This window comes from Cysteiniphilum litorale, assembly GCF_003428165.1.
In the GTDB taxonomy this organism is placed as follows: Bacteria; Pseudomonadota; Gammaproteobacteria; order Francisellales; family Francisellaceae; genus Caedibacter; species Caedibacter litoralis.
On record NZ_QLIQ01000025.1, the window covers coordinates 1 to 25,876 of the forward strand.

Genomic DNA, 25,876 nt, shown 5'->3' on the forward strand with positions numbered 1-25,876 from the left:
ATCTTTAAAGTGATTTTCAAAAGTGGTGGATATTTCCTGAGTCATAGCTAATACAATAGATTCCTTTGATGACAACTTCAAAGATAAATTTAGCAAAAGTCAACATATTTTAGATGGGACAGCCGTGCCTATATCTTGCATTCTACTGAGTTTCATTTCTAAATAGCGCTGCAGCTTTGCAGTAATAGAAGGAGTCCGCTTAAGTCGTTGGCTCAAAATAGCACCTTTATTCAAAATCTTAGCTTTCTGCTTTAGCAATTTATAGGCGACACTTAGTGGCTGTGCATGCATTGCCCTCCAGTTAGATAGTGCTTGTAAAGCTTCATCTGTTACATGATTTCTCAGGATTTTTCCTGCCTTATCAGCCTGGCTTTTTGAGATTGTTTGCTCGTCTGTAACCATAACGTCCTGACTTTAGTGATGATATCAAATTCTTTTAACCATTATGACAGTAAATAACAAATAGTCTAACGGCATAACGGATATTCGACATTTTAATTTATAAAATCTTTTTGGTACCAGAGGCCGGACTCGAACCGGCACAGTGTTGCCACCGGTGGATTTTGAATCCACTGCGTCTACCAATTTCGCCACTCTGGCACACAAACTCGTGTGAATGATAAATTGAGCTTCTCGCATCGCGAGAACAGGTGCTATTCTAGCTAAAGGGCATCTGATGTCAAATATTATTTAAGGCTTTTCTAATAATTTATAGCCTAACGACAGCACCCAAAGCAACACAGAATACAAATCAATCAAAATATCTTGATAAAAATTCTGATAAAGCGTTTTCTGAAACGGACTTATCTACTTTTGCCTGACCAATCTCATCTAGCAAAATAAGTGTAATACCTGCTGTGGTGTTTTTCTTATCACGCAACATTGCTGCGATAAACTGTGTCTTACTCAAGCCTTGTGGTAACACCACTGGCAGTGAGAAGCATTGCAGTAATGCGCGTATTCTTTGAACAACCGATTCATCAACAAACCCCAAGGATTGTGATAATTCTGCAGCCATTACCATGCCAATAGCAACCGCTTCACCGTGCTTTAACCCTTGATAGTTTTGACAACACTCAATGGCATGCCCAAAGGTGTGCCCAAGATTTAAAAGTGCGCGCACACCCGTTTTTTCTTCTTCATCAAGGCTTACCACATGCGCTTTAAGCTCGCAGCTTTTGGCAATCGCATAGATCAATGCATTTGGATCATACACTATTAATAGTTGAGCATTTTGCTCAAGCCATGCAAAGAAATCCGCATCAATAATACAGCCATATTTGATCACTTCTGCCATACCTGCGGCAAATTCACGTTGAGGTAAAGTCTTTAAAAATTGTGTTGACGTCATCACCAATTGCGGTTGGAAAAAAGCGCCAATCATATTCTTACCCAGTGGGTGATTAATCGCTGTTTTACCGCCTACAGACGAATCTACTTGTGACAATAAAGTCGTTGGAATCTGAATAACATTGGTACCGCGCTGATACGTAGCCGCAGCAAAACCTGTAATATCACCGATAACGCCACCACCTAAGGCAACAAGCACGCAATTACGCGTGTAATTACGCTCAAGCAAATGTTGATAGATCGTATTTAAAGAATCACTGTTTTTATGCGCTTCACCATCGGCCAAAATACAATGCGCATATTTAAAACATTCACCTTTAATGGCTTTATCCAATTGTGATAAATACAAATCAGCAATTGTGGTATTGGTGACAACCAACACTTCTTTGTTTTTGATATAGGAAATAAGTCTTGCAAAATCAATATCAGGCGAAATCATGACAGGGTAACTTGGCTTACCCTTAGGAGAAACAACAACTTCGGTGATCACACCGCCTCTTCCATTAATAGATTTGTGATTTTTTGCACTACATTGCGCACGGTCGTTTCACTTGTCTCAATGGTAATATCGGCAATCTCTTGATATAACGGCTCACGCTCTGCCATTAATTTCTTCAGTTGTGCTTCCTTATCATCGACTTGTAATAATGGACGCTTTTTATCTTTGGCTGTACGTTCTAATTGTTGCTCAATTGAGGCTTGCAAATAGACTACTTTGCCACGTGATGACAAAAGCGTTCTATTCTCAGGCAGAATAATCGCACCCCCACCAGTAGCCAAAACAATACCTTGACGAGTCGCTAAATCACCTAGCACTTCCTGCTCTCTTTTTCTAAAGCCCTCTTCGCCCTCAATATCAAAAATCCAATCAATATCAACGCCACAACGTTGCTCAATTTCACGATCTGAATCGACAAAATCAAGCTTAAGCTCGCTTGCTAATTGACGACCTATTGTACTCTTGCCAGCACCAACTGGCCCAATCAAGAAAACATTTTGAGTAATAATCATTTTTCTCTACATTACGTTAATGTGTTTAACACATAGACCCACAACACGATCATAACTTTGCATGATCCACTTCAAAAAACCAAAACAAAATACACAAAAAAGTCATTTTAATCAAGATTTTTTGCACGAAAGAGATCTTGGCATCGCGGATAGATTTTTTATTTTTTTGCCGGTGTTCAACAGCTTTTATCATCACTTTTTGCTATGATTTCCGAAGTTTATGAATAATGGAAATACATCGTGAAGCGCAAATGGCTGCCCAGCAAAGAGGAATTGAAAGAACATAAATGGTTGCGCTTTTTACACAAACACATGCATCATAATTTCTTATGGCAATTTGATAAAAGCAGTGTCAGCAAAGCCTGTGTTATTGGTGGCTTTATGTGTATGATGCCGATGCCATTTCAAATGGTGCCTGCCGCCATTTTGGCACTTTTTCTACGTGCTAACTTGATTATTGCCGTTGCATTAGTATGGATCAGCAATCCCATTACCATGCTGCCAATGATGTATGGTGCCTATTTATTTGGTTGCTTTGTTCTAAATAAAACACCACTTTTTCATGAGGAGAACTTTGCGTGGCATCAGATGATTACGCATATCCACAGTATTTTTATGCCACTGATAACAGGATGCGTGATTATCGGCTTGGTTCTTGGGATCATATTGGCAAGCATTAGCTGGTTTGGGTTTGCTTTGTTTAAGCCCAAAAACAATAAACATAATTAAAATAACCGTACCCTGAGCGTAAGTCGAAGGGTATATTTAAGGTAAAGGATTAGGAATAAATTGAGCTTTAATCACCCCTCACCCGTACAGCTTAAGCTGTACGAGCAATCCCGCAAGGGGATAGGTACTAACTCATCATTATTAGAAAGCTTAGCTTATAAAGGCTCCAACTTACACCTAAGTCAAGGCATATACAATTTTAAATAAGTAACTGAAGTTACGCACTTTAGAAAAACTATGACTTTATAAACACCCCGTCAGCCTACGGCTGCCACCCCTCTTGAAAAGAGGGGAATTAGGCAACGGTAATTTTATATTCCCCTCTTTGCAAGAGAGGTGCCGAGCTTGCGAGGCGGGGTGTTGAAATAGAAAAAGTACGTAACTCCAATAAGTAACAACAAGTAGGAACATAAGACAGGAAATTATAACATGCTAAACAAAAAATTTCTTTCATCCAATAACACTGAGCATTTTATCTATGGCGTGATGCTTATTGGACTCATTCTGGTCTTTTGGAGTCCGATTGGTATGATGAAAATCTCAATGGAAAACACATTAATGCTCTACGTTTGGCGTGGGATTACCGCACTTTTTTGTTGGATTGTGGTTTTGATTTTATTTACCGCAAGTCGTGACGCACGAAATGGTATTTTAGCGACATTTAATGCACTTTCTACTTGGATTAAAAGTCTGATCATCTTATTCTTTTGCATTGGTATTATCTCAGCAAGCTTAGCATTTCATCCGGCGACTGCTTTTAAAGGCATATCAATCGACATCACACTGCTACTTAGCGTGCTATTCTTAGCGCATTATTTTAGTCGATTTCCCGATCATGTTCGTTGGCTTATTGGCGTTGTGATTATTTGCGCTATTAGCTACTTATTTGTGCTGATACTCAATGTGTTACTTGCGCACTTTTATTTCCCACCGAAAATTGCACAGTTTAATTTTCCTGAGTTTTTCTTGCGTCAATTTAACTTTGCTAATCCGCGATTTTTTGATCATTTTGCAACTTGGTTTTTGCCAATTTTATGCTTACCGTTATTAAGTCATAATTATAGTCGTGCATTTAAAGTATTAAGCTTAATTGCGATGGCGTCTCTGTGGTTTGTCGTTATCGCACATAGCTCACGCGCTTTAATTCTCGAGTACATTGTTATCACGCTTGTTCTTGGCATTTTAAACCATAAAATATTGATCCGTTTTCTTGGTTGGCAAGTCTTGGCAGTTATTATTGGCGCCCTACTGTTTTATATAATTCACAACATTGTTGGTGGTGAGACGGTACTCGCACGCAATATTTTTGCCAATCAGGATCGCTGGAGCTTATGGGCGAAATCACTGGCATTAGCTGCACATTACCCACTACTTGGTGTCGGTGAATTAAATGCGTTGTATTATCTTAAAGACTATCCGCATAATATTATCCTAACGATTGCCTGCCAGTGGGGTGTTATTGGACTGATGTGTTTTCTACTCGTTGGTTTGCGTGCTTTTCGTCGTGCGTGTGAATATATGCCGAGTCATAAACAATCGGCCTTATATTTTGTTGCCTTTGCTAGTGTATTGGCAGGGATGACCCATGCACTTGTCAGTAATCTCTTTAAACTACAATTAAGTCAATTTAGCTTAGTATTTGCTATGGGACTGTTACTATCCTTTATACCTGAGCTTATGAAAAACAATCAAGGGATTCAAAATAGCACGCAAAAAAAATGCCATCTATTAGTGATGGCACTTTGTTTTGTGTTGATTATTTTATTATTTATCTTACCGTTTTTATATCAAACGGCTATTTAAATTTAGATACCATCACAAGGAGATGAGTCATAAGTCCCTGTTGAAGAGCATGCCCAAGTTACACCTGCACTTCCGACTGATGGGGTAAAGAATAATGTATTACCATTTAAACTACCTGCAGCTGTACCAAATGTATAGGTGATCACACCTGCTGCATTTGATGCTACTGCACCATATTTACCCGTCTTGGTACCACCTGTTGTCGCTAATCCTGAAATAGTACCGCTCGTAATCCCTTTAGCGTTAATCTGCTCAGCGACATACGTTTTATCTGAACCGATAAATGAATAGGCTTCAGCTGTTTTTGCGCGAGCTGTATAACTGGTATACATTGGAACCGCAATTGCTGTTAAAATCGCAATAATCGCAATCACAATCAATAATTCAATTAATGAGAAACCTTTTTGCTTTCTCATTTTTTTAATTTGCTTAATGTCCATAACTATTCTCCTCTTTATTTTTATCTTTTTTATTTCATGTTTTTCATGTTGGTTGGGGGCACAATAAGCGCTTGAGCTTTTTGTATTAGAAAGCTAGCTCACAGTTGCTTTTTGCGCAAGTAAGTTATCGAAAAAAATAGTGTTTTTTAAGCTTAATTTAGTAAAAAACGAAATAAGCTCATCTAATGTGCGAGATTAGCCATAAGCCATTAACAACAACAGCCTAATTATCGCACAGATAATCGATAATAACGTTTAAGCATACTCTCATTACCACTAACACCTCCACAGTGCAGATAGATAATGGGTTGAGGTAGTTCATAATAAGACTCAAGCATTACCTGCCAAGTTAATGGATCATACAACAAGTCAAACTCAATGCCCGTTTGCTCTTTAAGTTTATAATACATTGCCAAATGCTCAGGATAGCAAACGCCGAAGTGATATTTCTTTAAAGGTGATAGTATTGTTGGTAAACGCCATTTTCCCTGAGACAACGCATTCATTTGATCATATAAATAATCCTTATCACCAACGCAAGCCACGGTATAAACTTGATAAGCTTGATCGATATGTTGCTGTAAATATAATGCACTCACTCCCGTACCGGAAGCAATGACAATACTCGCTTGCCTTATTTGGCTTATATTGCGTGATTTAAGGTAATCATTAATTTTCTTAGCACATAGTTTCAAGCCTTCTTCAGCGCGCCTATCTGCGCCACCTTGAGCTAAAAACAAGATATCTGGATCTTCTTTATAATGATTTTTGATAGTTGCTAAAGTTAATACTTGATCAGTACAACGCGCTGTCATCCCAAGTGATAATGCCGCTTTATAATTACCAAAGGGCATATTCTTCAGTGTCTTAGGTAATGGTTTTAACCAATAATCAAAAGACAACTTATGTAAAGCGCAAAATTGCGCTAATGCCAACATATAATTGGATTGCGCACCACCAAACGATACGATTTTTTTGATATGTGGATTGCGCTTGATATGCTTGATAAGCCAATAGAGCTTATAAGCCTTATTGCCTGAGAATAGCGGATGAATTAAATCATCGCGTTTAATAATAAATGCTAAGCCATCAACCTCGACTTCCTCGAAGATCGGCTTATTGAAATGGATGATGATTAGATCTCCATCATCTCAAAATCTTCTTTACCAACGCCACAATCAGGGCATTCAAAGTCATCCGGAATATCTTCCCACTTGGTGCCTGGATGGATACCATCTTCTGGCCAGCCTTCGGCCTCGTCGTAAATCCAACCACATACCACACACATATATCTTTTGTATTCTAATTCTGACATCTCTTGACTCTTTTCTTGGCTCTTTGGCTTACTAATTAACATTTGACACCTGTAACAGTGGGTTCGTCCAAATTATGGCGCACATCTTACTGTTTTGTGTTGTTAATGTTAAGTGATTTATCCTCTAATATTTTACTCATCATGACATCATTTTGCTGCCATAGTTCATTAATCCACGCTTGAAAGCGCATCTTTGCTGCATCATCTTGGTAATAATTTTGATACGGGATATCCTCTGGCTCAATCAATTCAATATGAATACGAACTTCATGAATAACGCCACATAGAAAATCCCAAAAACTCGGGAAATTATCAGGATAAACAATTGTCACATTTAAAACCCCTTTGATCTTATCACCCAAGACATCTAATGCAAGTGCGACACCTCCGGCTTTAGGCTGTAATAAATGCTTAAATTGCTTACCACCTTTAGCATGCTTTTGTAGCGTGAAACGCGTTCCCTCAACAAAGTTAACAACCGACACATGGCGATTTTTAAAGCGTTGACAAGCGCGTCTTGTCTCAAGCAAATCTTGACCTTTTTTCTCAGGGTGCTTTTTAAGATAGTGTTTTGAATAGCGCTTCATTAACGGAAAATCCAACGCCCAACAGGCAATACCAATGATTGGCACATAGATAAGCTCTTTTTTCATAAAGAACTTGGCAAAGGGGATTTTATTTAAAAACACCTGCTGCAATACGACGATATCAAGCCAACTTTGATGATTGCTTAAAATCAAATACGAGCGACACATACTAAAATCTTGATAACCACTGACAATATATTTTGTCGGCAAAAGACATAAACTCACTTTGTTATTAATTGTCATCCACGACGTTGCCAAGAACATTAACATTTTCCCCACCGTATTTTGCCAAGCCTTTTGCGGAATTAATTTCAATAATGACAATATAATCACCGGTGCGCCAAAAATAATCGTATTAATGATTAACAATAGCAACAGCACGACCCCAACTGCAATATGCCATACTTTTTTCACACCTGCTCTCCAGTTTTTCTTTTAGTTTTGTTTTAGCTGGAGCCCCACATTTTTTCTATTTCAACACCCCGCCTCACAAGTTCGGCACCCCTCTTTCTAAGAGGGGAATATAAAATCACCATTGCCCAACTCCCCTCTTTGCAAGAGGGGTGGCAGTCGCAGACTGACGGGGTGTTTCTAAATCATAGTTTTTTAAAAAATGCGCAACTCCACTTATTTACTCTTCTTCAGTTTTATTTGTTTCTATCACCAACTCGCCATTATCTTTAAATATAGCCGTGATTGCACCATTTTGTGCGGTATTTAATATTTTTATACCTGCAGTTTGATAATTTTGCACCACCTCACTATGCGGATGTTTAAAGCCATCATGCTTGCCACTGCTAAAAATCACGTATTTTGGACTCACTGCTTCAATGAAGTCTTTAGATGATGAACTTGAACTGCCATGGTGCGGTGCAAGCAAAATAGTCGATGGCAGTAATCTGCGATGATTATTAAGTAGATAACGCTCAGCTGTTTTGTAAATATCACCCGTTAACAAAACGGATTGATCATTAAAACTCACCTTTAACACGCAAGAACCATTGTTACCCTTAAGATGATTGGCAGTCAGAAATTGAAATCTCACACCATGAACTTGCCACTGTAAACCCTCGTGACAAATCTCTGCATTCACCGCGCTGATTTTTTCATTACTGAATATATTCGTTACCGTAAATTCATTAAGCACATGCTCCAAACCTCCGCTGTGATCTTTATCTTTGTGACTAATAATGAGTGTATCGATATGATGAATACCTTGATATTTAAGATAAGGGATAAGTGTTTGCTCAGCAACGATAAACTTTTTGCCGTCACTTCCCGCGGTATCATAGACAACGACCGTTTCTGGCGTTTGGATCACAATTGCCAGACCTTGCCCAACATCAAGAACGGTCATTTTAAACGCCACATCTGAAGGTAAGCGCGCTTTTTGAAAAATTGGCAAAAAGAGTGCAATACTTAATACACGTAAATACCATGGCAAAGGGAAAAGCAGCAAAGTTAAGCCAATAACCGCACTAATCACCGCTAACATTGAGATGCTATGCCAATAAAAGAACAACATATCAATAGGTAAAAGATTAAGCCATAGCACTAAAAGTTGAATTAAATACGCACTGATAAACCAAAGATTTATACCGAATAATGATAACAGCAGATTGATAAATAAGCTTGGCACCACTAGAAAGCTCACCCACGGAATTGCAACCAAATTGGCAATAACACCAACCATACTAAAACCTTGGAACCAGAAAATAGTCAGCGGAATTAGCAGAATCATTAATAACAATTGAATCAAAAGATAGCGCTTAAATTTAGCGAGTGATAATAAGCTGCGATTAATGACAATCAGAAAAAATACCGCCATAAACGACAGCCAAAACCCAGGCTCAAATAACGACAAAGGCTGCCATAGCACGATAATAACGCCCGCCACAAGCAATAAATAAAAACTATTGATCTTGCGATTGATAAAAAGCCCAACAGAAAAAACAAGCACCATAATAAAAGCGCGTTCCGTAGGGATTGCAAAACCGGCTAATAAACTATAACCAAAGGCACTGATAACAGCGGCAATCAATCCTGCCTTTTGCGCTGGCAACCACTGGCATAAGCGCACTGAGCATGACCATAAAACGCGTAACAAACAAAAAGCAAACAATGCAATCATGCCGATATGAAGCCCTGAGATCGCAATCAAGTGCGATGTACCTGTTTGCTGAAAAAGGCGCTTATCCTCAAGCGTAAGCTCATTTTTATTGCCAATTAACAATGCACTAGCCAATGCTCTTGATTGTGTATCTTTAATCGTTTTTTGCAGTATGCGTTCAATCCGATAACGCAAGCGCTCAACAAAATAGCGATAATCTATCCCGCGAAATTGTGCTTTTTCAGTTGTGTTCACATAACCGACTGCCTTAACTTGCTGACGTTTAAGCCAATTGGCATAGTTAAAAACACCCGGATTGCTAAAGCCTTTTGCCATCTGTAATTTAACATGCAAGCGCCAACGCGAACCGGGTGTTAACTGCCATGGTCTTAGATTTTTATTTGGATAAACACTCAAGCGAATCAAACCATCCTTTGTCGCAAATAGAAATTTACTAACTGCTTTATCACGATCAATCAAACTGGCAACAACACCCTCGATCATGATTTTTTTATTTAATTGATTCTCAGGATATTTCTTAGCATAGCCATAAAGCACCCAAAGCCCATGCATTGTGATAAGCAATAGCAACAGAATGACCAAACAAAAACCCAAACGTCTACGCATAAAAAAGTTCAAATAACAAACAATACTTTTAGCATAGTGAAGATAAAGTGCTTTTACGAAAAAAGCTTATTAAATTTTGCTGGATTTCGATTGCAACAATACCATCAATATGTAAAATAACTTCATCATTTAGGTATCATTAATAACTATTTCAGCGAAACGGATGCGCTTAAATGAAATTTATTAACCAAAAACATTAAAACAGCCTATCTTTAAACTCAAGGTAAGCAACGTAAATACAAAGCAAAAGGAGGATTCTAATGATCAATATACTTATATTTGGTAGTGGTAGAGTAGGCTTACTTACAGGTGCTATGCTTGCATCAAGTGGTGATTACCATGTGCATATTGCTGATATTCAAGCCGATAGAAAGCCTTTAACCCTTGGTAAGCATGCGCATAACCTAACACACTGCGTATTAGATATTATGAAAGAAGATAATGTTAAAGCGTATATCAAAGAGCACAATATTACGGCACTAGCTGCCGCTCTTCCTTACTTTTTAACCAAAAAAGTAGCTGAAATGGCGAAAGCTTGTGATACCAATTATTTTGATCTAACTGAAGATGTCGAAACAACAAAATATGTTGAGACACTTTCACAAAGCAGCGACAAAGTTTTTGCGCCACAATGCGGTTTAGCGCCTGGCTTTATCAGTGTTGTCACTAATGATCTTGTTAAGCTTTTTGATGAGGCAGAAACGGTCAAGATGCGTGTAGGCGCGCTACCGGTTAATATCAGCCATCCACTGCAATATGCACTGACTTGGTCAACTGAAGGCCTGATCAATGAATATGTCAAGCCATGTGAAGCGATCGAAGATTTCAAAAATGTCACGATCGAGCCACTTGATGATCTTGAGACAATTAAAATTGATGGACTAACGTATGAAGCATTTAATACTTCAGGTGGTATTGGCTCACTCAAAGACACCTACAAAGGCAAGGTGCGTAATATCAACTACAAAAGTGTGCGTTACCCAGGACATTGTGAGAAGTTACGCTTCTTAATTAATGATCTTAAGCTTAAGAACAAACAAGAGCTTTTATGTGAGATATTCAACAATGCTATTCCACGTGTTGAAGACGATGTGGTCTTGGTCTATGTTTCTGTTGAGGGCACAATTAATGGCGTTTATAGTGAGCGTCATTTTGCCAAGAAATACCACTCACAAGAAGCCTTTGGACAAAAGTGGAGCGCTTTGCAACTAACAACAGCCTGTGGTCTATGTGTCACCATTGACCTTGCATTAAAACAAGCGCATTTTAAAGCAGGCTTTGCCAAGCAAGAAGATATCACTTTGGCACAAATGATGGATAATCGCTTTGGGCATTATTATCGTTATAATTTTTTAGACAACTGCGCTGACAACCCAAAGCCTGAGCTTGGTACTAATCCAAGCAAAAGAGAATATATCTAAATTTAATAAACGAAATCGGAGAACATAATATAATGACTTGCATGACAAGCTATACAGAACAACTAAGCCAATATGCTGCCAAGCACAACACCGGTGAATATATTGAAAGCTTCAATCCTGCCAATAATGAGTTACTGGCTAAGGTACCAAGCTTAGGCGTTTCACATTTACAGCAAACGATTAGTGAAGCGCAAAGTGCGTTTACAAAATGGCGTAAGATCCCAGCGCCACAACGCGCTGAACTTGTGCGTTTAATTGGTGAAGAGCTAAGAAAGCATAAAGACCAATTAGGTAGTTTGGTATCCCTTGAAATGGGTAAATCCAAACAAGAGGGTGATGGCGAAGTACAAGAGATGATTGATATGTCTGATTTTGCCGTTGGTCAAGCACGCATGCTGTATGGCAAATCAATGCATTCAGAGCGCCCAGATCATCGCATGTTTGAACAGTGGCACCCGCTTGGTGTTGTCGGTGTAATCTCAGCCTATAACTTCCCTGTTGCTGTTTGGTCATGGAATGCCTTTATTGCTGCGATTTGTGGCAACACAGTTGTTTGGAACCCATCACCTAAAACACCACTTTGTGCCTTAGCGATTCAAGAGATTTGTGATCGCGTGACCAAAGCACATAACTTCCCGAATGTCTTCACATCCGTGGTTTCAAAAAGTGTTGATGTTTCTAAAGCACTGGTTGCTGATGAACGCATAGCCCTTATGTCTTTCACCGGCTCTACTGCCGTGGGACGCGAGGTTGGCGCACGTGTTGCTGAGCGTTTTGGTAAATCACTGCTTGAATTAGGTGGCAATAATGCCGCAATCATTGATGAATCTGCTGATTTAAAATTAGCAATTCCTGCCGTTGTCTTTGGTGCAGTTGGCACAGCGGGTCAACGCTGCACTTCACTACGTCGCTTATTGGTGCACAAAAACATCTATCAAGATGTTATTAAACGCCTACAAAATGCTTACAAGCAAATCACTGTTGGCGATCCATTAGATACTAAAAACCTTATGGGACCTTTGATTGATCAAAATCTTGTTGGTATTTATCAAAAAGCAGTTGCTCGCGCTAAAGAGTTGGGTGGCAATGTCCTTTTTGGTGGCAATGTGATTAATAAGCCAGGCAACTATGTTGAGCCGACAGTCATTGAGGCTAAACCTGACTGGGATATTGTTAATCAAGAAAATTTCTGCCCTATCCTTTTTGTGATACCATTTGATGATCTTGAGCATGCGATTAAAATCAATAATCAAGTGGATCATGGCTTATCATCTGCCATTTTCACGCAGCGTATTGACCATTCTGAGCAATTTTTATCATATGCCGGCAGTGATTGTGGTATCGCTAATGTCAACATTGGCACATCAGGCGCTGAAATTGGTGGCGCTTTTGGTGGCGAGAAACACACCGGTGGCGGGCGTGAAGCTGGATCTGACGCATGGAAGGCCTACATGCGTCGTCAAACCGTTACCATGAATTGGAGCAAGGAATTACCTCTTGCACAAGGAATCAAATTTTCACTTACAGAGTAGGAGAATAATCATGTCACATATCATCATTTTAGAAGACTTATGGCAACAGTACGTTGACACAAACCCACATGTGCAAAAAATTTATGATCTTTTTTGTGATCATAATGCACAAGTGATTAATGACCACATCGCACTACGCACGATTAATGACCCGCGCATTAATCTTGACGTATTAGCTAAACCTTTTATTGATGAAGGTTATTTTGAAAATGGTGATTATCATTTTGAAGCTAAGAAACTTTACGCTAAGCATTATGAATATAGCGACACATCACAGCCCAAGGTATTTATCAGCCAGTTGTTACTTGAAGAGTTAAGTCCTTTCGCACAAAAAACCATTAATGAATGCATTAACAAAATCCCACAAGACTTGCTTGATCATCCTCAAAAGCTATTACTATCTGGCAACTCTTGGGGCAAACCAAGTCATGAAGTTTACCAAAAGCTATTAGCTGAATCCGAATATGCAGCATGGTTCTATGTCTTTGGCTTTAGAGCGAATCACTTTACCGTTTTCATCAATGCATTAGATCAATTTGATGAAGTCCATGAAGTCAATACTTTCCTTAAAAAACACGGCTTTGATTTAAATAGCTCAGGCGGTGAAGTCAAAGGCACACCACGCGATTTGCTTGAGCAATCAAGTACTAAATCAGGCATGATTAAAGTGGAGTTTACTGAAGGCACGAAGGAAATTCCATGCTGCTATTATGAATTTGCTAAACGCTACCCAGATCACACAGGTAAACTTTATCAAGGATTCGTGGCAGCTTCTGCGGATAAGATCTTTGAAAGCACCAATGTTAATGCATAATCGAGGTTATGATGAATAACGAATCATTATGGCAACTGCGTGAAAGCGAGGTTCCTCAAGCACTTGGTAATAATACCAAGCTATGCGTTAAAAAGGCACAAGGCGCGACCTTAACTGATGTTAATGGTAAAACCTATATCGACTTTGCCGCAGGTATTGGCGCTATGAACGTTGGGCACAATCACCCTAAAGTGGTTGAAGCAATCACCAAGCAGACACATGAATTTATCCAGCCATGCTTTCATGTGATGATTCATGCGCCTTATTTAAAGCTTGCACAAGCCTTAAATACCTTAACGCCCGGTGACTTTGCAAAGCAGACAATGCTTTGCAATAGTGGCGCTGAAGCGGTTGAAAATGCGATTAAAGTTGCACGCTTCTCCACAAAACGCCAAGCCGTGCTTTGCTTTGATGGCGCTTTCCATGGTCGAACCTTTATGAGCATGTCTTTAACTGCTAAAGTCAAGCCTTATAAACAGGGTTTTGGTGAGCTTTTTAATAACATCTATCGCCTGCCCTACCCTGACATGCATTGCGATCTTAATCACTTTAAATCATTAATTAATGATTTAATCGCGAATCAGATTGCATTAGAGGATATCGCTGCAATCATTATCGAACCTGAGCTTGGCGAAGGTGGTTTTATTCCGGCAAGTATTGAAGCTATGCAATATTTGCGCCACCTTTGCGATGAGCATGGCATCGTGATGATTGCTGACGAGATCCAAAGTGGCTTTTGTCGCACGGGTAAGCTTTTTGCGATGGAACATTATCATTGTGCACCCGATATTTTGGTAATGGGGAAATCGCTTGCTTCAGGCTTACCATTAAGTGCACTAACCATTAAAAAATCCCTGCTTAAAGACATGCCCACGGCATCCTTGGGAGGTACTAATTCAGGCAATCCTATTGCTTGTGCCGCAGCACTTGCTTCTCTTGAAATATTTAAAGAAGAAAATCTTGCTGATCAAGCTATGCATCTTGGTCAAGTATTACGTGACTTTTTTAATGAGCATAAGAAAACTTGTGACTTTATTGGTGATATCAGAGGACTTGGTGCGATGATCGGTGTTGAGTTTATTGATCATAACAATCAACCCAACCCAACGATGCTAAAGCGCTTTATTTATCAGTCATTACATCATGGATTGATTTTATTAAGCTCGGGAAGTCATAAAAATGTTTTGCGTCTATTATGTCCTTTAAATATTAGTGAGCATGAACTAACAGAGGCACTTAGTATTATGAGCAAAGTGCTGAATGAACTGCGTTTAGTGACGCAAGTTTAAACAGCAATGATCAACAATAAAACAGCTGTTAATTTCAAAGCAAAAAAAGCCAAATATTTTTAATTTATCTTTACTTTGACATTGACAGGGGTGCCGCAAAGCACTATCATGCACCTCGTTTTCACGAAACAGTTGAAAACTCAATACGCACCCGTAGCTCAGCTGGATAGAGTACCTGGCTACGAACCAGGCGGTCGGAGGTTCGAATCCTTCCGGGTGCGCCATATTCAAGCGGGAATAGCTCAGTGGTAGAGCACAACCTTGCCAAGGTTGGGGTCGCGAGTTCGAACCTCGTTTCCCGCTCCAATCAGATTAATTTCCTAATTAGCATCACTGAAATCACTTAGTTGCTAAATATTTTCACTCAACAGCATAACAAACAATAAGTTCTATCAAGTGCTATCACTTATCGCTACAATAGCCTAATATTTTAATTTTATAACTTTACGGGCTTTGTTATGTTATTGACGAAACTTAAAAAGACTTCATATATTGTTGCACTATTTATTGGCTGTTCTGGCTTACTATCTGCTGCTGATTTTCAATGTAATGAAAAATTATTAAGCTCACCCATCACCCCATTTAAAACCAAACAAACGCTTAATTTTACAAACTGGGCAGATTATATGTCACCGGATCTTATCCCCTGCTTTAGCAAGCTTTCTAATACCCGTGTGCGTTTAAGCTATACCACCGATGACAATATGACACGCGCCAAGGTCATGACTGGTGCCTCTGGGTTTGATGTTATTGAACAAGGTGCACTTTACCTACCAAGTGAGATCAAATCACATGCGCTCATTCAGCTTGATAAAAGCAAACTACCCAACTGGGCACATCGCAATAAAGCCATTTATGATAAGATTTCTGAGATTAATGATCCAGGTAATAATTATGCTGTTGTCTATACCTATGGCACAACAGGCATTGCCTATAACGTCAAAGAAGTCGCCAAAGTCTTTGGTCATCCTGTTGTACCAAACAGCTGGAAATACTTATTTGATCCCACCTATCTTAAAACGCTATCCAAGTGTGGTGTTTCACTGCTTGATGAGCCCGAGCAGGTATTTGGTAATTATTTTTACTATGCTGGCATTGATCCTAATACTACCGATAAGGCAGCTTATGAAAAAGCAGCGCTGTATTTAATAAAAAATGTACGCCCTTATATCAAATATTTTGACAGCAATAAATATCAAAATGACTTCACTGCCGGTAATTTATGTGTCGTTATGGGCTACTCAGGTGACGTTGTCCGTTCAGTTGAGCGCGCTAAAGAGATCAACCCCGATCAGATCTTAAAATATGTCTTACCCGCAGAAGGAACGAATATTTGGTTTGATATGCTGATGATTCCTAAGGGTGCCAAAAATCTTGATGCTGCCTATGCTTTTTTGAACTTTAATATGGATCCTTATGTTGCGGCAATGAATAGCAATTATATTTATCAACCCAATGGTGTTGTTGATAACAGTCAATATTTGAATGATTTATTCAAAGACCCCAACGTCAATCCAACAGAAGCCATGATTAAGAAAATGTATGTATTAAGTATGCATCCACCAGAGCTACAAGCCTTTGTTTCCAAAATGTGGATGTATGTAAAATATGGGATTAACTTTACTCCGAAGTATTATCATCCTAAGCAGAAATAAGTACCTAAACAATAGTTTTTGGTAATAATGGATATTCGGGTAAAGCCCGAATATAACAACTCGCGATCATTTTCGGATGCCCGGATCAAGTCCGAGCATGACGTTCTTGTCCGAAAATCCAAAAAATACCTGATAATATTTGTATTGGTACTTAGCTACGCAAATTCAATTGCTTTATCTTCTGAATAAACAGGGAATTTAGCACAAAGTGCGATGACTTTTTGTTTGATTTCCTGCTCTTTTGCTTCATTACCAAGATCATCGATAATGTCACACATCCAATGTGCGATTTGCGCACATTCATCTTCTTTGAAACCACGCGTAGTAATAGCAGGTGTGCCAATGCGTAACCCACTGGTGACAAAAGGAGAACGCGGATCATTCGGCACTGAGTTCTTATTAACAGTGATATTCGAGCGCCCCAAAGCTGCTTCAACATCTTTACCGGTGATATCTTTGCTGATTAAATCAATTAAAATCAAATGATTCTCAGTCCCCTTTGATACAACATCCACACCACGCGACATTAATACTTCCGCCATTTTTTTAGCATTCTTAACCACTTGTTGCTGATAAAACTTAAACTCAGGTTGCAATGCTTCTTTAAAGGCAACTGCTTTGGCAGCGATAACATGCATCAATGGTCCACCTTGCGTGCCTGGGAAAACAATTGATTGGAATTTTTTCTCAAGCTCTGGATTTGATTTAGCTAAAATAATCCCGCCACGTGGTCCACGCAATGTCTTGTGTGTTGTACTTGTTACCACATCAGCAAAAGGAACAGGATTTGGATAAACACCTGCAGCAATTAAACCTGCAACATGCGCCATATCAACCATCAAATAAGCGCCCACTTCATCGGCGATTTCTCTAAAGCGCACCCAGTCAACAATACCTGAAAATGCAGAGAATCCGGCGATAATCATCTTTGGTTTATGCTCTTTCGCTAAACGCGCCACCTCTGCATAATCAATATCACCGGTTTGTGGATCTAAACCATATTGAATGGCATTGAATAATTTCCCTGAGAAACTGACCTTAGCGCCATGCGTTAAATGTCCACCATGTGCTAAAGACATGCCAAGCACGGTATCCCCTGGTTGCAGAAGCGCAAAATAAACGGCAGCATTGGCTTGTGAACCAGAATGCGGCTGCACATTAGCATAATCCGCAGCAAATAGCTCTTTTAAGCGATTAACGGCCAACTCCTCAGCAACATCGACATATTCACAACCGCCATAATAACGCTTACCAGCATAGCCTTCGGCATATTTATTGGTAAGCTGTGAGCCTTGCGCTTCCATCACAGCGGGACTTGCGTAATTTTCTGAAGCAATCAACTCAATATGCTCTTGTTGACGCTTATTTTCATTTTCAATGGCTTGAAATAATTCCGGATCAAATTGGGCAACGGTAACGTGGCGATCAAACATCGATGTATCCTCCAAGATAAGGTTATATAACTTAGGAATTTGGTGTATCATTCTACACATCATTATCACAAAATCCTATTGAAAAACGGCAATGACTGAAGAATATTACCAAGATCATAACAGTGATGATTTTACTGAAGAAAAAAGTCGCACAAAAATTAAAAAAGAAGCGCATGATATCACCGACTTCGGTAAGAAATTAACTGAACTAAGTGAAGAACGCATTAAAAAAATGCCGCTAGATGAAAAAATCATTGATGAAATCATCAAAGCAAAATCCATGCAACGCATCGCCTTGAAACGTCAGTTGCAATACATTGGCAAACTGATGCGCAATGCTGATCTTCATGAAGCTTATGCCACTTACGATGGTTACACACAAAAAAACCAGGCTGAAATTGCTAAGATTCATCGTTTAGAGCAATTGCGCGATGCACTTGTGAATGATCATACAATGAAGGCAGCACTTGATAAACTAATGAGTGATCACCCACATACTGACACTCAGCAATTACGTCAACTGATTCGTAATCACCACAAAGAAGTATCTCAACAAAACCCCGGGAAATCCTATCGCCAGATTTTTCAACTACTAAAAGAAACCCTAGGTTAAACAATGCAAAAGCGCTTTATCTATGCTTTTTGGATTGTCATTTTTATTCTTATCACCTATCTTGCGCATTCTTATTTACAACATGAAGAAAAAGTAAATCTAACACCAACATCACAACAAAACGCGCTTGAAAAAACAGTTGTATTAAATGCTTACAATCATCACTATGTCAGCTTTGGCTTTATTAATGGCATCAGAGTCAAATTTTTGGTCGACACAGGTGCGAGTTCCGTCTCCATTCCAGAGCATATTGCCAAGCAAATTGGACTTAAAAAAGGCTTGGGCTATAGCGCCAGTACTGCTAATGGCAATATCACCGTTTATCAGACAATGATTGATCAATTGCGTATTGGCAATATCACATTGAGCAATGTTCGCGCTAGCATCAACCCTCAAACAGATGATGATTTTATTCTTTTGGGCATGAGCGCATTAAAACAACTTGAGATGATCCAAAAGAACAACACGCTGATTTTAAAGCAGAAAATTTAACAAATCGTATAGCAACCATTTACATTCCTTGTTTATTTCGTATACTTTCAATATACAAATAAAACTTGCCGATTATGATAAAATCATTCAAGCACAAAGGCTTAAAACAACTTTGGGAAAAAGGTACTACAAAAGGTATTCAACCCAAACATTCAGATAAACTGCTTAGCCTGTTAACTGCGTTGGATCATATCAGTAATGAGCAAGAAATTATAACTTTGTTTTATCGATTAAGACCTCACCAACTCCATGGCAAAACAAGACCATGGGCCTTAGATGTTAATGGCAATTGGCGCTTAACATTTGAGTTAATAGATGGCGATGTTTATATCGTTGACTACAGAGACTATCACTAAAACGTGGAGCATGAAAATGAGCAAACATACACAACACCCTGGCCTTGTATTTAAAAGTCTTGTGATTGATGAAGACAAAGACCTCAATATCTCAAAAGTAGCAGACATGCTAGGCATTACTCGCGTTGCATTATCCCGAGTGGTTAATGGCAAAGCAAGCCTTACACCGGATCTAGCTGCACGCATTGAGAAAGTCTTTAACATCAGCTCAGCACTAATGTTAAAAATACAGGCATCATATGATAGTCAAAAAGCAACTAAAAAACTGGAAAGTTTGGAACTCGCACCTTACCAACCAGCATTTAATCAACATATTTAGAAACTTAGCTAATACGCATCCCGGGAATTGCCCCTTGATCGGGCTCTAGTAGATATAGTGAATCACCATCACCGGCGCATAATACCATTCCTTCTGATAGTCCAAAACGCATTTTGCGTGGTGCTAAGTTTGCCACCATTACCGTGTATTTACCTACTAAATTCTCTGGATTATAGGCTGCTTTTATGCCTGAGAATACTTGTCTTTGTTCTTGCCCTAAATCAAGCTTCAAACGCAATAGTTTATCAGAACCTTCAACATGCTCCGCTTCAATAATTTGCGCAACACGCAAATCCACTTTGAAGAAATCATCGATTTTAATCTCATTTGCGATATTTAAACTGTTTTTCACTTCAGTCTCAGGCGCAACCTCTGTTACTTGTTCTGCTTCTGACTGCATTTTTTTTGTCTCCTCAATAATTAATTCAATCTTTTCTGGCTCAACGCGTGCGATTAATGGTTTAAAGAGATTAATCTTATGCCCCAATAACACGTTTGGAATCTCCGCCCATTGCAATTGATTGATATTTAAAAAGTGCTCGGCTTTCAACACTAACTCTGGCATTACTGGCTTCAAATAACCAATAATGATTTTAAAGAGATTAATCGCCAAACTGCAAACTTCATGCACGGTTTGCAGTTGAGCTTCCTCTTTTATCAACTGCCATGGTTTATAGGCATCAACATATTGATTCGCCTGATCAGCAAGCTGCATAATCACACGTAATGCTTGTGAAAAATCACGTTTTTCAAAAAACATCGTGATTTCTTCATGTACCGCATGAAAGCGCTCAATCAGCTCCTGATCATGAATATGCTCAGATAACATGCCATCAAAGCGCTTATTGATAAAGCCCGCGCAACGACTGGCAATATTGACGACTTTACCGACCACATCTGAGTTCACCTTTTGCACAAAGTCTTCTAAATTCAAATCAATATCATCAATTCTAGGCGTTAATTTACTGGCAAAATAATAGCGCAAATAATCTGCTTTTAAGTGATTCAAATAGGTTCTGGCTGCGATAAACGTACCACGCGATTTTGACATTTTTTTGCCATTAACCGTTAAAAATCCATTGGCAAAAACACCTGTAGGCGTTCGATAATCTACGGCATTTAAGATTGCCGGCCAAAAAAGCGCATGGAAATAAATAATATCCTTTCCAATAAAGTGATAAAGCTCAGCCTTGCTGTCTTGACGCCAATAGGCATCAAAGTCAATGCCTGCGCGATTACATAAGTCTTTAAAGCTTGCAATATATCCCATTGGCGCATCAAGCCATACATAGAAAAACTTCTTATTATTCGTGCCCGGAATTGGGAACCCAAAATATGGTGCATCACGTGATATATCCCAATCTTGCAAGCCTGACTCAAACCATTCTTTGAGTTTATTCTGCACTTCAGGTTGCAATGCCTTGTTGTGCTTCATCCACTTTTGAATATCTTCACTTAACTGACTGATCTTAAAGAAGAAATGCTCACTGTTTTTTTGAATCGGTGTTTCACCACTAACCACAGACTTGGGATTAATCAAATCCGTTGGCGAATAGGTTGCGCCACAGACTTCACAGCTATCACCATATTGATCCTCTGCTTTACACTTAGGACACGTCCCCTTGACAAAACGATCCGGCAAAAACATCTCAGCCTTTGGATCATAAGCTTGCGCAATTTCACGCGTACTAATCAGGTCATTTGCTTTAAGCTTTAAATAAATATCTTCAACAATCTCCTGATTCAATGGATGATGGGTGGAATGATAGTTATCAAATTCAACCTCAAAATCGATAAAATCATCGCGATGTGCTTGCGACATTTGTTCAACTAATTTTTCAGGTTTAATCCCTTCTTTTTTTGCTTTAAGCATGATCGGTGTGCCATGTGTGTCACTACCGCAAACAAAGTGGCACTGATTACCACGCATTTTTTGGAATCTCACCCAAATATCTGATTGAATATAGCCAAGCATATGCCCCAAATGCAAATGACCATTGGCATATGGCAATGCATTAGTAACTAGAATATTTCTCATATTAATTGTATAGAATGCTGAAAGTGCTGGTGATTATATACCACTTGCGTAATGTTTTATAGAGCTGTTCTCTTGCATTTAAAAAAAGCTTTGCCTATTTATTATCTAGGTTTATTATGGCAAACCAATTTAGGCATAAACAACTCTTTAGCAAATAATGTACTTCCTTGTTGATAAAGTAATCGTCTTTCAAATCCTTTATGTGATCGGTATCACCGCTGAAAGCATGTCCGGCACGGTTTCAGCCGGCAAGAAAAACATGGATATTTTTGGGATTGTCACCATTGCAACCATTACCGCATTAGGTGGTGGCACCGTGCGTGATGTACTTCTAGGTTACTACCCTTTGACTTGGGTGATGTATCCTGAGTATATTCTGGTGACTTTTATCGCTTCTATCTTGGCTATCTTTATCGCGCGCCACATTGTTAAGCGCCATAAATTTTTCTTAATTGTTGATGCATTGGGGCTTGTTACTTTTGCTTATTTGGGCAGTGACATTGGCTATAGTGTTGCACAGCACGCGGTAAACAATGACCATTTTATGATTTTTGGCAGCTTTATCATTGCCGTATTAATGGCGATTATCACCGGAGTATCTGGCGGCGTACTGCGCGATGTATTATGCAACGATGTCCCCCTTGTTTTCCAAGCGGAGCTCTACGCCCTTGTTGCAGCATTGGTTGGCATACTCCACGCATTAACGTTGTATTTTAAAATGGATAATCTCATCAGTGCGCTGATTATTATTGCTATTGGTTTTAGCCTAAGATTATGCGCCATTTACAAAAATTGGCACTTGCCTAAAGTTAAATACTTTTCTTAGTTCAACCTAGACACCCATGCGTTTACGTGCCATATTAGTCTGGTGGTCACAGAATTTTTTATAACCTTCTGCAAATTTCGCCCATTTTGAAGTATTTGTCGTGTTTGATATGCTCATTGTTATTCTCCTTGACTGGTTATGTCATTATTTCTTAGCGATTAAATATTTATTACCACCTGCTAAATTGATTGAATTTTACACTTATCTTTGCAAAATAGATGTTTCATCAAAGTATTCGGCTGTTTCATTTTTGATACACGATCAGCAAAAATGCATATTTCCAAAAATCTGCTTAACTGGGGAGTAGGTTATATCAAAGCTCATCAACCTGACTGGAGGAATAAATGTATTTGCGTGATTATGCACACAAGCTCAAAACTATCGCCTTTTTTAGCCAGTGCATTATTTGCCAGCAGATAACAGGCAAGGGGCTTTGTAATGACTGCCAAGAAGCACTCACCAAAGAATCACACACCAATAAGCGCCAACAATTGATAATTAATGGACAACCTATTATTTTCTATGCATTGAATCATTTTGAAGGTTTAACACGCAGATTGCTCTTTTTATTTAAATATCAAAACAATCATATTGCGGGTAATGCACTAGGGCTATATCTTGCAACAAGCTTTAAACGTTTACATTCACTTGCCAATATTGATTATATCTTACCTTTACCAAGTCATCGCTTGCGTTTTCTTGTGCGCGGGTTTAATCAAGCAGAAATTTTAGCGAGACATTTAGCCTCAACTTATCGCATAGTTGATCTACATTCGATAAAGCGCCACAAATATACCAAACCTCAAGCCAAATCAAGCTATGAACAACGGCAACGTCAAATGCATAATGTCTTTAAGCAAAAGCGTGCGATCACAGCAAAGCACCTTTTAATTATTGATGATGTCTATACGACAGGGGCAACCCTCAAGGCGCTTATCGCATGCATTCAAGACTTTTCAGAAAATCATATTGAGAAAATAAGTGTATTAACACTTTGTCATGCGTGATTATGTCTTAATAATTCACGGACTTTTGAACGAATCACATCAATCGCAATTTTATTCTTGCCACCATGCGGCACGATAATATCAGCATAACGCTTAGAAGGCTCAATAAACTGTAAAAACATCGGGCGCACTGTTTCTAAATATTGTGTCACCACGCTATCGACTGTTCTACCACGTTCCTTTTGATCGCGCACCAAACGACGGATAAAGGATACATCCATCGGCGTATCCATAAAAATTTTAATATCCATAAGCTTTCGTATATTCTCATCAGTAAACAGCATGATCCCTTCTAGAATCAAAATGCTCGTCTGCGCGCTAATCGGCAGAGTCTGACCTTTCACCCGACTATGTGTTGCATAATCATACAATGGCACTTCAATATTTTGACCGGCAATGAGTGACTCTAAATGCTCTTTTAATAAAGTGTGCTCAAAGGCATCTGGATGGTCATAATTTAACTTGTCTAACTGTGTTTTTGATAAGTGGCTATTATCACGATAGTAATGATCCTCAGATAATACCGTCACTCTTGCGGATTCTAAATCCTCAAGCTCTTCAACAATCGTATTAGATAATAAACTTTTTCCAGAACCGGAACCGCCGACAACACCAATGATGACAATACTTTTATTACTTTGCATCCGAGTACATGATTTGATGAGTTTGTGACATTCTAGCGACTTTTCTAAAAAAAGCAGCAAAATTTTCTGATTGTTAGTGAGCTTATGATCCGATTAATACCGTTTTAATGTTAGCAAGTTCACGTAATGCTTCTTGTGAACACTCTCGACCATAACCTGATTGCTTAACGCCACCAAACGGTAACGCCGGATGCGAGGCAACACACTGATTAATAAAACACATGCCCGCTTCAATACGCTTTTCTGCTACTTCTTTGGCATATTTAATATCTTTGGTAAAAATCGCACTACCTAAGCCATACTTCGAGTTATTTGCAAGCTCAATCGCCTCTTCATCATTGCCTGCATAGCTAATTGCAATGACCGGACCAAATAACTCCTCTTGAAATGCCTGCATCGATGGTGTGACATCCGTTAATACTGTTGGCGCATAATAGAAACCCTTTGCATTATCTGTTTCCAAGAAATGTCCACCGGTTAATAATTTCGCACCTTGGGCAATACTTTCTTCAATCTGACGATGTAAATTATCACGCAAATCAGCTCTAGCCATAGGCCCCATGGTTGTACTCTCTACCAACGGATCTCCAACAACAATCTCGTTAACGGCATTAAGTACCGCTTGTTCAAATGCTACTTTAATAGATTTATCAACAATCAATCGCTTTGGTGAAATACACACCTGCCCACTGTTAAGCATTCTGACATTAACTATATCTTTAGCAACTTGCTCAACATTAATATCTTTGCGAATAATATAAGCATCAGATCCACCAAGCTCCAATACAGTTTTTTTACAAACTTCTCCGGCTTGTTTGGCAACAACACTCCCTGCGCGATTACTACCGGTAAGTGTTACCGCAGCAATATCACAATGTTTAATAATATGCTCAGAATGCGCAAGATCAATAACAAAATTTTTTAACAATGGTAATGCTATTGCTTCTGTCAACAACGCTTCAATTGCGCACGCTGAGCCAATGACATTCTCGGCATGCTTTAATACGATACCATTGCCAATTAAGATACTAGGAATCGCTGCGCGAAAGACCTGCCAGAATGGAAAGTTCCACGGCATAATCATGTAGATCACACCCAATGGTGCGAAAACACGCTCAGCGTTTAACCGTTGATAGTTAATCTTTTGTGGACTTAACATTGCCTTTGCATATTCTGCATAATAATCACATAAAAAAGCACACTTCTTAATTTCAGCAATACTTTCTTTCAATGTTTTACCCATTTCATTTGTAATTAAGCGCGCATATTGATCAGTCTTTTGCAGCAATAGTGCTTTGATTTTTTGCACACATTCAATACGCTGATCTATCGCATAATCACGCCATAATAATTGCGCATTTTTGACTTTTTTAATCGTTTGATCTATTTCAGGCAACGTTAACATCGGATAAGTCTCAAGTAGCTTTGCATTACTTGGATTAACCGTTTGATATTCCTTTTTCAC

General features: G+C 39.0%; 25 protein-coding genes and 3 tRNA genes. 15 read left to right on the plus strand and 13 right to left on the minus strand.

Annotation, left to right across the window (positions count from 1 at the left end; genetic code table 11):
* Nucleotides 1-99: 99 nt before the first annotated feature.
* The 4 genes from DNJ75_RS09910 to aroK all read right to left on the minus strand — a co-directional run bounded on the left by DNJ75_RS09910 (nt 100) and on the right by aroK (nt 2,361).
* The gene (locus DNJ75_RS09910; protein ID WP_117003303.1) at nt 100-402 is read right to left on the minus strand and encodes a nucleotidyltransferase family protein; all 303 of its coding nucleotides are present in this window, start codon (nt 400-402) and stop codon (nt 100-102) included.
* Between the two features lie 111 nt (nt 403-513).
* Nucleotides 514-600 (minus strand) — tRNA-Leu (locus DNJ75_RS09915).
* A gap of 151 nt (nt 601-751) precedes the next feature.
* Complete coding sequence (gene aroB / locus DNJ75_RS09920) at nt 752-1,840, minus strand: 3-dehydroquinate synthase (protein ID WP_117003304.1); 1,089 nt, start codon at nt 1,838-1,840, stop codon at nt 752-754.
* Nucleotides 1,837-2,361: a shikimate kinase AroK gene (gene aroK / locus DNJ75_RS09925; RefSeq protein WP_117003305.1), complete on the minus strand. Its 525-nt coding sequence runs from the start codon at nt 2,359-2,361 to the stop codon at nt 1,837-1,839. Before aroK ends, aroB begins: the two co-directional genes overlap by 4 nt.
* Before the next feature lie 240 nt (nt 2,362-2,601).
* Here aroK and DNJ75_RS09930 point away from each other — a divergent pair, with 240 nt between their 5' ends.
* Together DNJ75_RS09930 and DNJ75_RS09935 are read left to right on the plus strand one after the other, a co-directional pair.
* Nucleotides 2,602-3,090, plus strand: a complete 489-nt coding sequence (locus tag DNJ75_RS09930; protein ID WP_117003306.1) for a DUF2062 domain-containing protein — start codon at nt 2,602-2,604, stop codon at nt 3,088-3,090.
* A gap of 429 nt (nt 3,091-3,519) precedes the next feature.
* On the plus strand, nt 3,520-4,893 hold the full coding sequence (locus tag DNJ75_RS09935; RefSeq protein ID WP_117003307.1) for an O-antigen ligase family protein: 1,374 nt from the start codon (nt 3,520-3,522) through the stop codon (nt 4,891-4,893).
* Nucleotides 4,894-4,895: 2 nt separating this feature from the next.
* Here the strand turns inward: DNJ75_RS09935 and DNJ75_RS09940 are convergent, their stop codons facing one another.
* The 5 genes from DNJ75_RS09940 to DNJ75_RS09960 all read right to left on the minus strand — a co-directional run bounded on the left by DNJ75_RS09940 (nt 4,896) and on the right by DNJ75_RS09960 (nt 9,984).
* The gene (locus DNJ75_RS09940) at nt 4,896-5,333 is read right to left on the minus strand and encodes a pilin (protein WP_117003308.1); all 438 of its coding nucleotides are present in this window, start codon (nt 5,331-5,333) and stop codon (nt 4,896-4,898) included.
* 227 nt (nt 5,334-5,560) lie between these two features.
* Complete coding sequence (locus tag DNJ75_RS09945; protein WP_224742275.1) at nt 5,561-6,271, minus strand: 1-aminocyclopropane-1-carboxylate deaminase; 711 nt, start codon at nt 6,269-6,271, stop codon at nt 5,561-5,563.
* Nucleotides 6,272-6,468: 197 nt separating this feature from the next.
* Complete coding sequence (locus DNJ75_RS09950; RefSeq protein WP_117003344.1) at nt 6,469-6,648, minus strand: rubredoxin; 180 nt, start codon at nt 6,646-6,648, stop codon at nt 6,469-6,471.
* A gap of 86 nt (nt 6,649-6,734) precedes the next feature.
* On the minus strand, nt 6,735-7,649 hold the full coding sequence (locus DNJ75_RS09955) for an acyltransferase (protein WP_117003310.1): 915 nt from the start codon (nt 7,647-7,649) through the stop codon (nt 6,735-6,737).
* A 217-nt stretch (nt 7,650-7,866) separates the two neighbouring features.
* A complete protein-coding gene (locus DNJ75_RS09960) occupies nt 7,867-9,984 on the minus strand; it encodes a DNA internalization-related competence protein ComEC/Rec2 (RefSeq protein ID WP_263479615.1) in 2,118 nt (705 codons plus the stop codon).
* 248 nt (nt 9,985-10,232) lie between these two features.
* Here DNJ75_RS09960 and DNJ75_RS09965 point away from each other — a divergent pair, with 248 nt between their 5' ends.
* From DNJ75_RS09965 to DNJ75_RS09995, 7 genes are all read left to right on the plus strand, one after another.
* Entirely contained in the window at nt 10,233-11,393 is a 1,161-nt protein-coding gene (locus tag DNJ75_RS09965) for a saccharopine dehydrogenase family protein (protein ID WP_117003312.1), read from the plus strand.
* A gap of 41 nt (nt 11,394-11,434) precedes the next feature.
* The gene (gene amaB, locus DNJ75_RS09970; protein ID WP_170137218.1) at nt 11,435-12,925 is read left to right on the plus strand and encodes an L-piperidine-6-carboxylate dehydrogenase; all 1,491 of its coding nucleotides are present in this window, start codon (nt 11,435-11,437) and stop codon (nt 12,923-12,925) included.
* A 10-nt stretch (nt 12,926-12,935) separates the two neighbouring features.
* Nucleotides 12,936-13,739, plus strand: coding sequence for a DUF1338 domain-containing protein (locus tag DNJ75_RS09975; RefSeq protein ID WP_117003314.1), 804 nt, complete (start codon nt 12,936-12,938; stop codon nt 13,737-13,739).
* An 8-nt stretch (nt 13,740-13,747) separates the two neighbouring features.
* On the plus strand, nt 13,748-15,028 hold the full coding sequence (locus tag DNJ75_RS09980; RefSeq protein ID WP_117003315.1) for an aspartate aminotransferase family protein: 1,281 nt from the start codon (nt 13,748-13,750) through the stop codon (nt 15,026-15,028).
* A gap of 147 nt (nt 15,029-15,175) precedes the next feature.
* Nucleotides 15,176-15,252 (plus strand) — tRNA-Arg (locus DNJ75_RS09985).
* 7 nt (nt 15,253-15,259) lie between these two features.
* Nucleotides 15,260-15,334 (plus strand) — tRNA-Gly (locus DNJ75_RS09990).
* A gap of 152 nt (nt 15,335-15,486) precedes the next feature.
* Complete coding sequence (locus DNJ75_RS09995; protein ID WP_117003316.1) at nt 15,487-16,683, plus strand: polyamine ABC transporter substrate-binding protein; 1,197 nt, start codon at nt 15,487-15,489, stop codon at nt 16,681-16,683.
* Nucleotides 16,684-16,838: 155 nt separating this feature from the next.
* Here DNJ75_RS09995 and glyA read toward each other — a convergent pair whose 3' ends face one another.
* Nucleotides 16,839-18,116, minus strand: a complete 1,278-nt coding sequence (gene glyA / locus DNJ75_RS10000; protein WP_117003317.1) for a serine hydroxymethyltransferase — start codon at nt 18,114-18,116, stop codon at nt 16,839-16,841.
* 91 nt (nt 18,117-18,207) lie between these two features.
* On the opposite strand from glyA, the gene yjgA reads away from it, so the two are divergent.
* The 4 genes from yjgA (at nt 18,208) to DNJ75_RS10020 (ending at nt 19,896) form a co-directional block, all read left to right on the plus strand.
* Entirely contained in the window at nt 18,208-18,729 is a 522-nt protein-coding gene (gene yjgA, locus DNJ75_RS10005) for a ribosome biogenesis factor YjgA (RefSeq protein ID WP_117003318.1), read from the plus strand.
* 3 nt (nt 18,730-18,732) lie between these two features.
* The gene (locus DNJ75_RS10010) at nt 18,733-19,221 is read left to right on the plus strand and encodes a retropepsin-like aspartic protease family protein (protein WP_117003319.1); all 489 of its coding nucleotides are present in this window, start codon (nt 18,733-18,735) and stop codon (nt 19,219-19,221) included.
* 74 nt (nt 19,222-19,295) lie between these two features.
* Nucleotides 19,296-19,577 (plus strand): type II toxin-antitoxin system RelE/ParE family toxin, encoded by a 282-nt coding sequence (locus DNJ75_RS10015; RefSeq protein ID WP_117003320.1) that lies wholly within the window; start codon nt 19,296-19,298, stop codon nt 19,575-19,577.
* 16 nt (nt 19,578-19,593) lie between these two features.
* Nucleotides 19,594-19,896, plus strand: a complete 303-nt coding sequence (locus DNJ75_RS10020) for a HigA family addiction module antitoxin (protein ID WP_157968295.1) — start codon at nt 19,594-19,596, stop codon at nt 19,894-19,896.
* Nucleotides 19,897-19,900: 4 nt separating this feature from the next.
* Here the strand turns inward: DNJ75_RS10020 and metG are convergent, their stop codons facing one another.
* On the minus strand, nt 19,901-21,934 hold the full coding sequence (gene metG / locus DNJ75_RS10025; RefSeq protein ID WP_117003322.1) for a methionine--tRNA ligase: 2,034 nt from the start codon (nt 21,932-21,934) through the stop codon (nt 19,901-19,903).
* Between the two features lie 157 nt (nt 21,935-22,091).
* On the opposite strand from metG, the gene DNJ75_RS10030 reads away from it, so the two are divergent.
* Together DNJ75_RS10030 and DNJ75_RS10035 are read left to right on the plus strand one after the other, a co-directional pair.
* Entirely contained in the window at nt 22,092-22,760 is a 669-nt protein-coding gene (locus tag DNJ75_RS10030) for a trimeric intracellular cation channel family protein (protein WP_117003323.1), read from the plus strand.
* A 344-nt stretch (nt 22,761-23,104) separates the two neighbouring features.
* Nucleotides 23,105-23,767: a ComF family protein gene (locus DNJ75_RS10035; protein ID WP_117003324.1), complete on the plus strand. Its 663-nt coding sequence runs from the start codon at nt 23,105-23,107 to the stop codon at nt 23,765-23,767.
* Here DNJ75_RS10035 and udk read toward each other — a convergent pair.
* Complete coding sequence (udk, locus tag DNJ75_RS10040) at nt 23,758-24,411, minus strand: uridine kinase (protein WP_117003325.1); 654 nt, start codon at nt 24,409-24,411, stop codon at nt 23,758-23,760. The genes DNJ75_RS10035 and udk overlap by 10 nt on opposite strands.
* Before the next feature lie 82 nt (nt 24,412-24,493).
* Complete coding sequence (locus tag DNJ75_RS10045) at nt 24,494-25,876, minus strand: aldehyde dehydrogenase family protein (RefSeq protein WP_117003326.1); 1,383 nt, start codon at nt 25,874-25,876, stop codon at nt 24,494-24,496.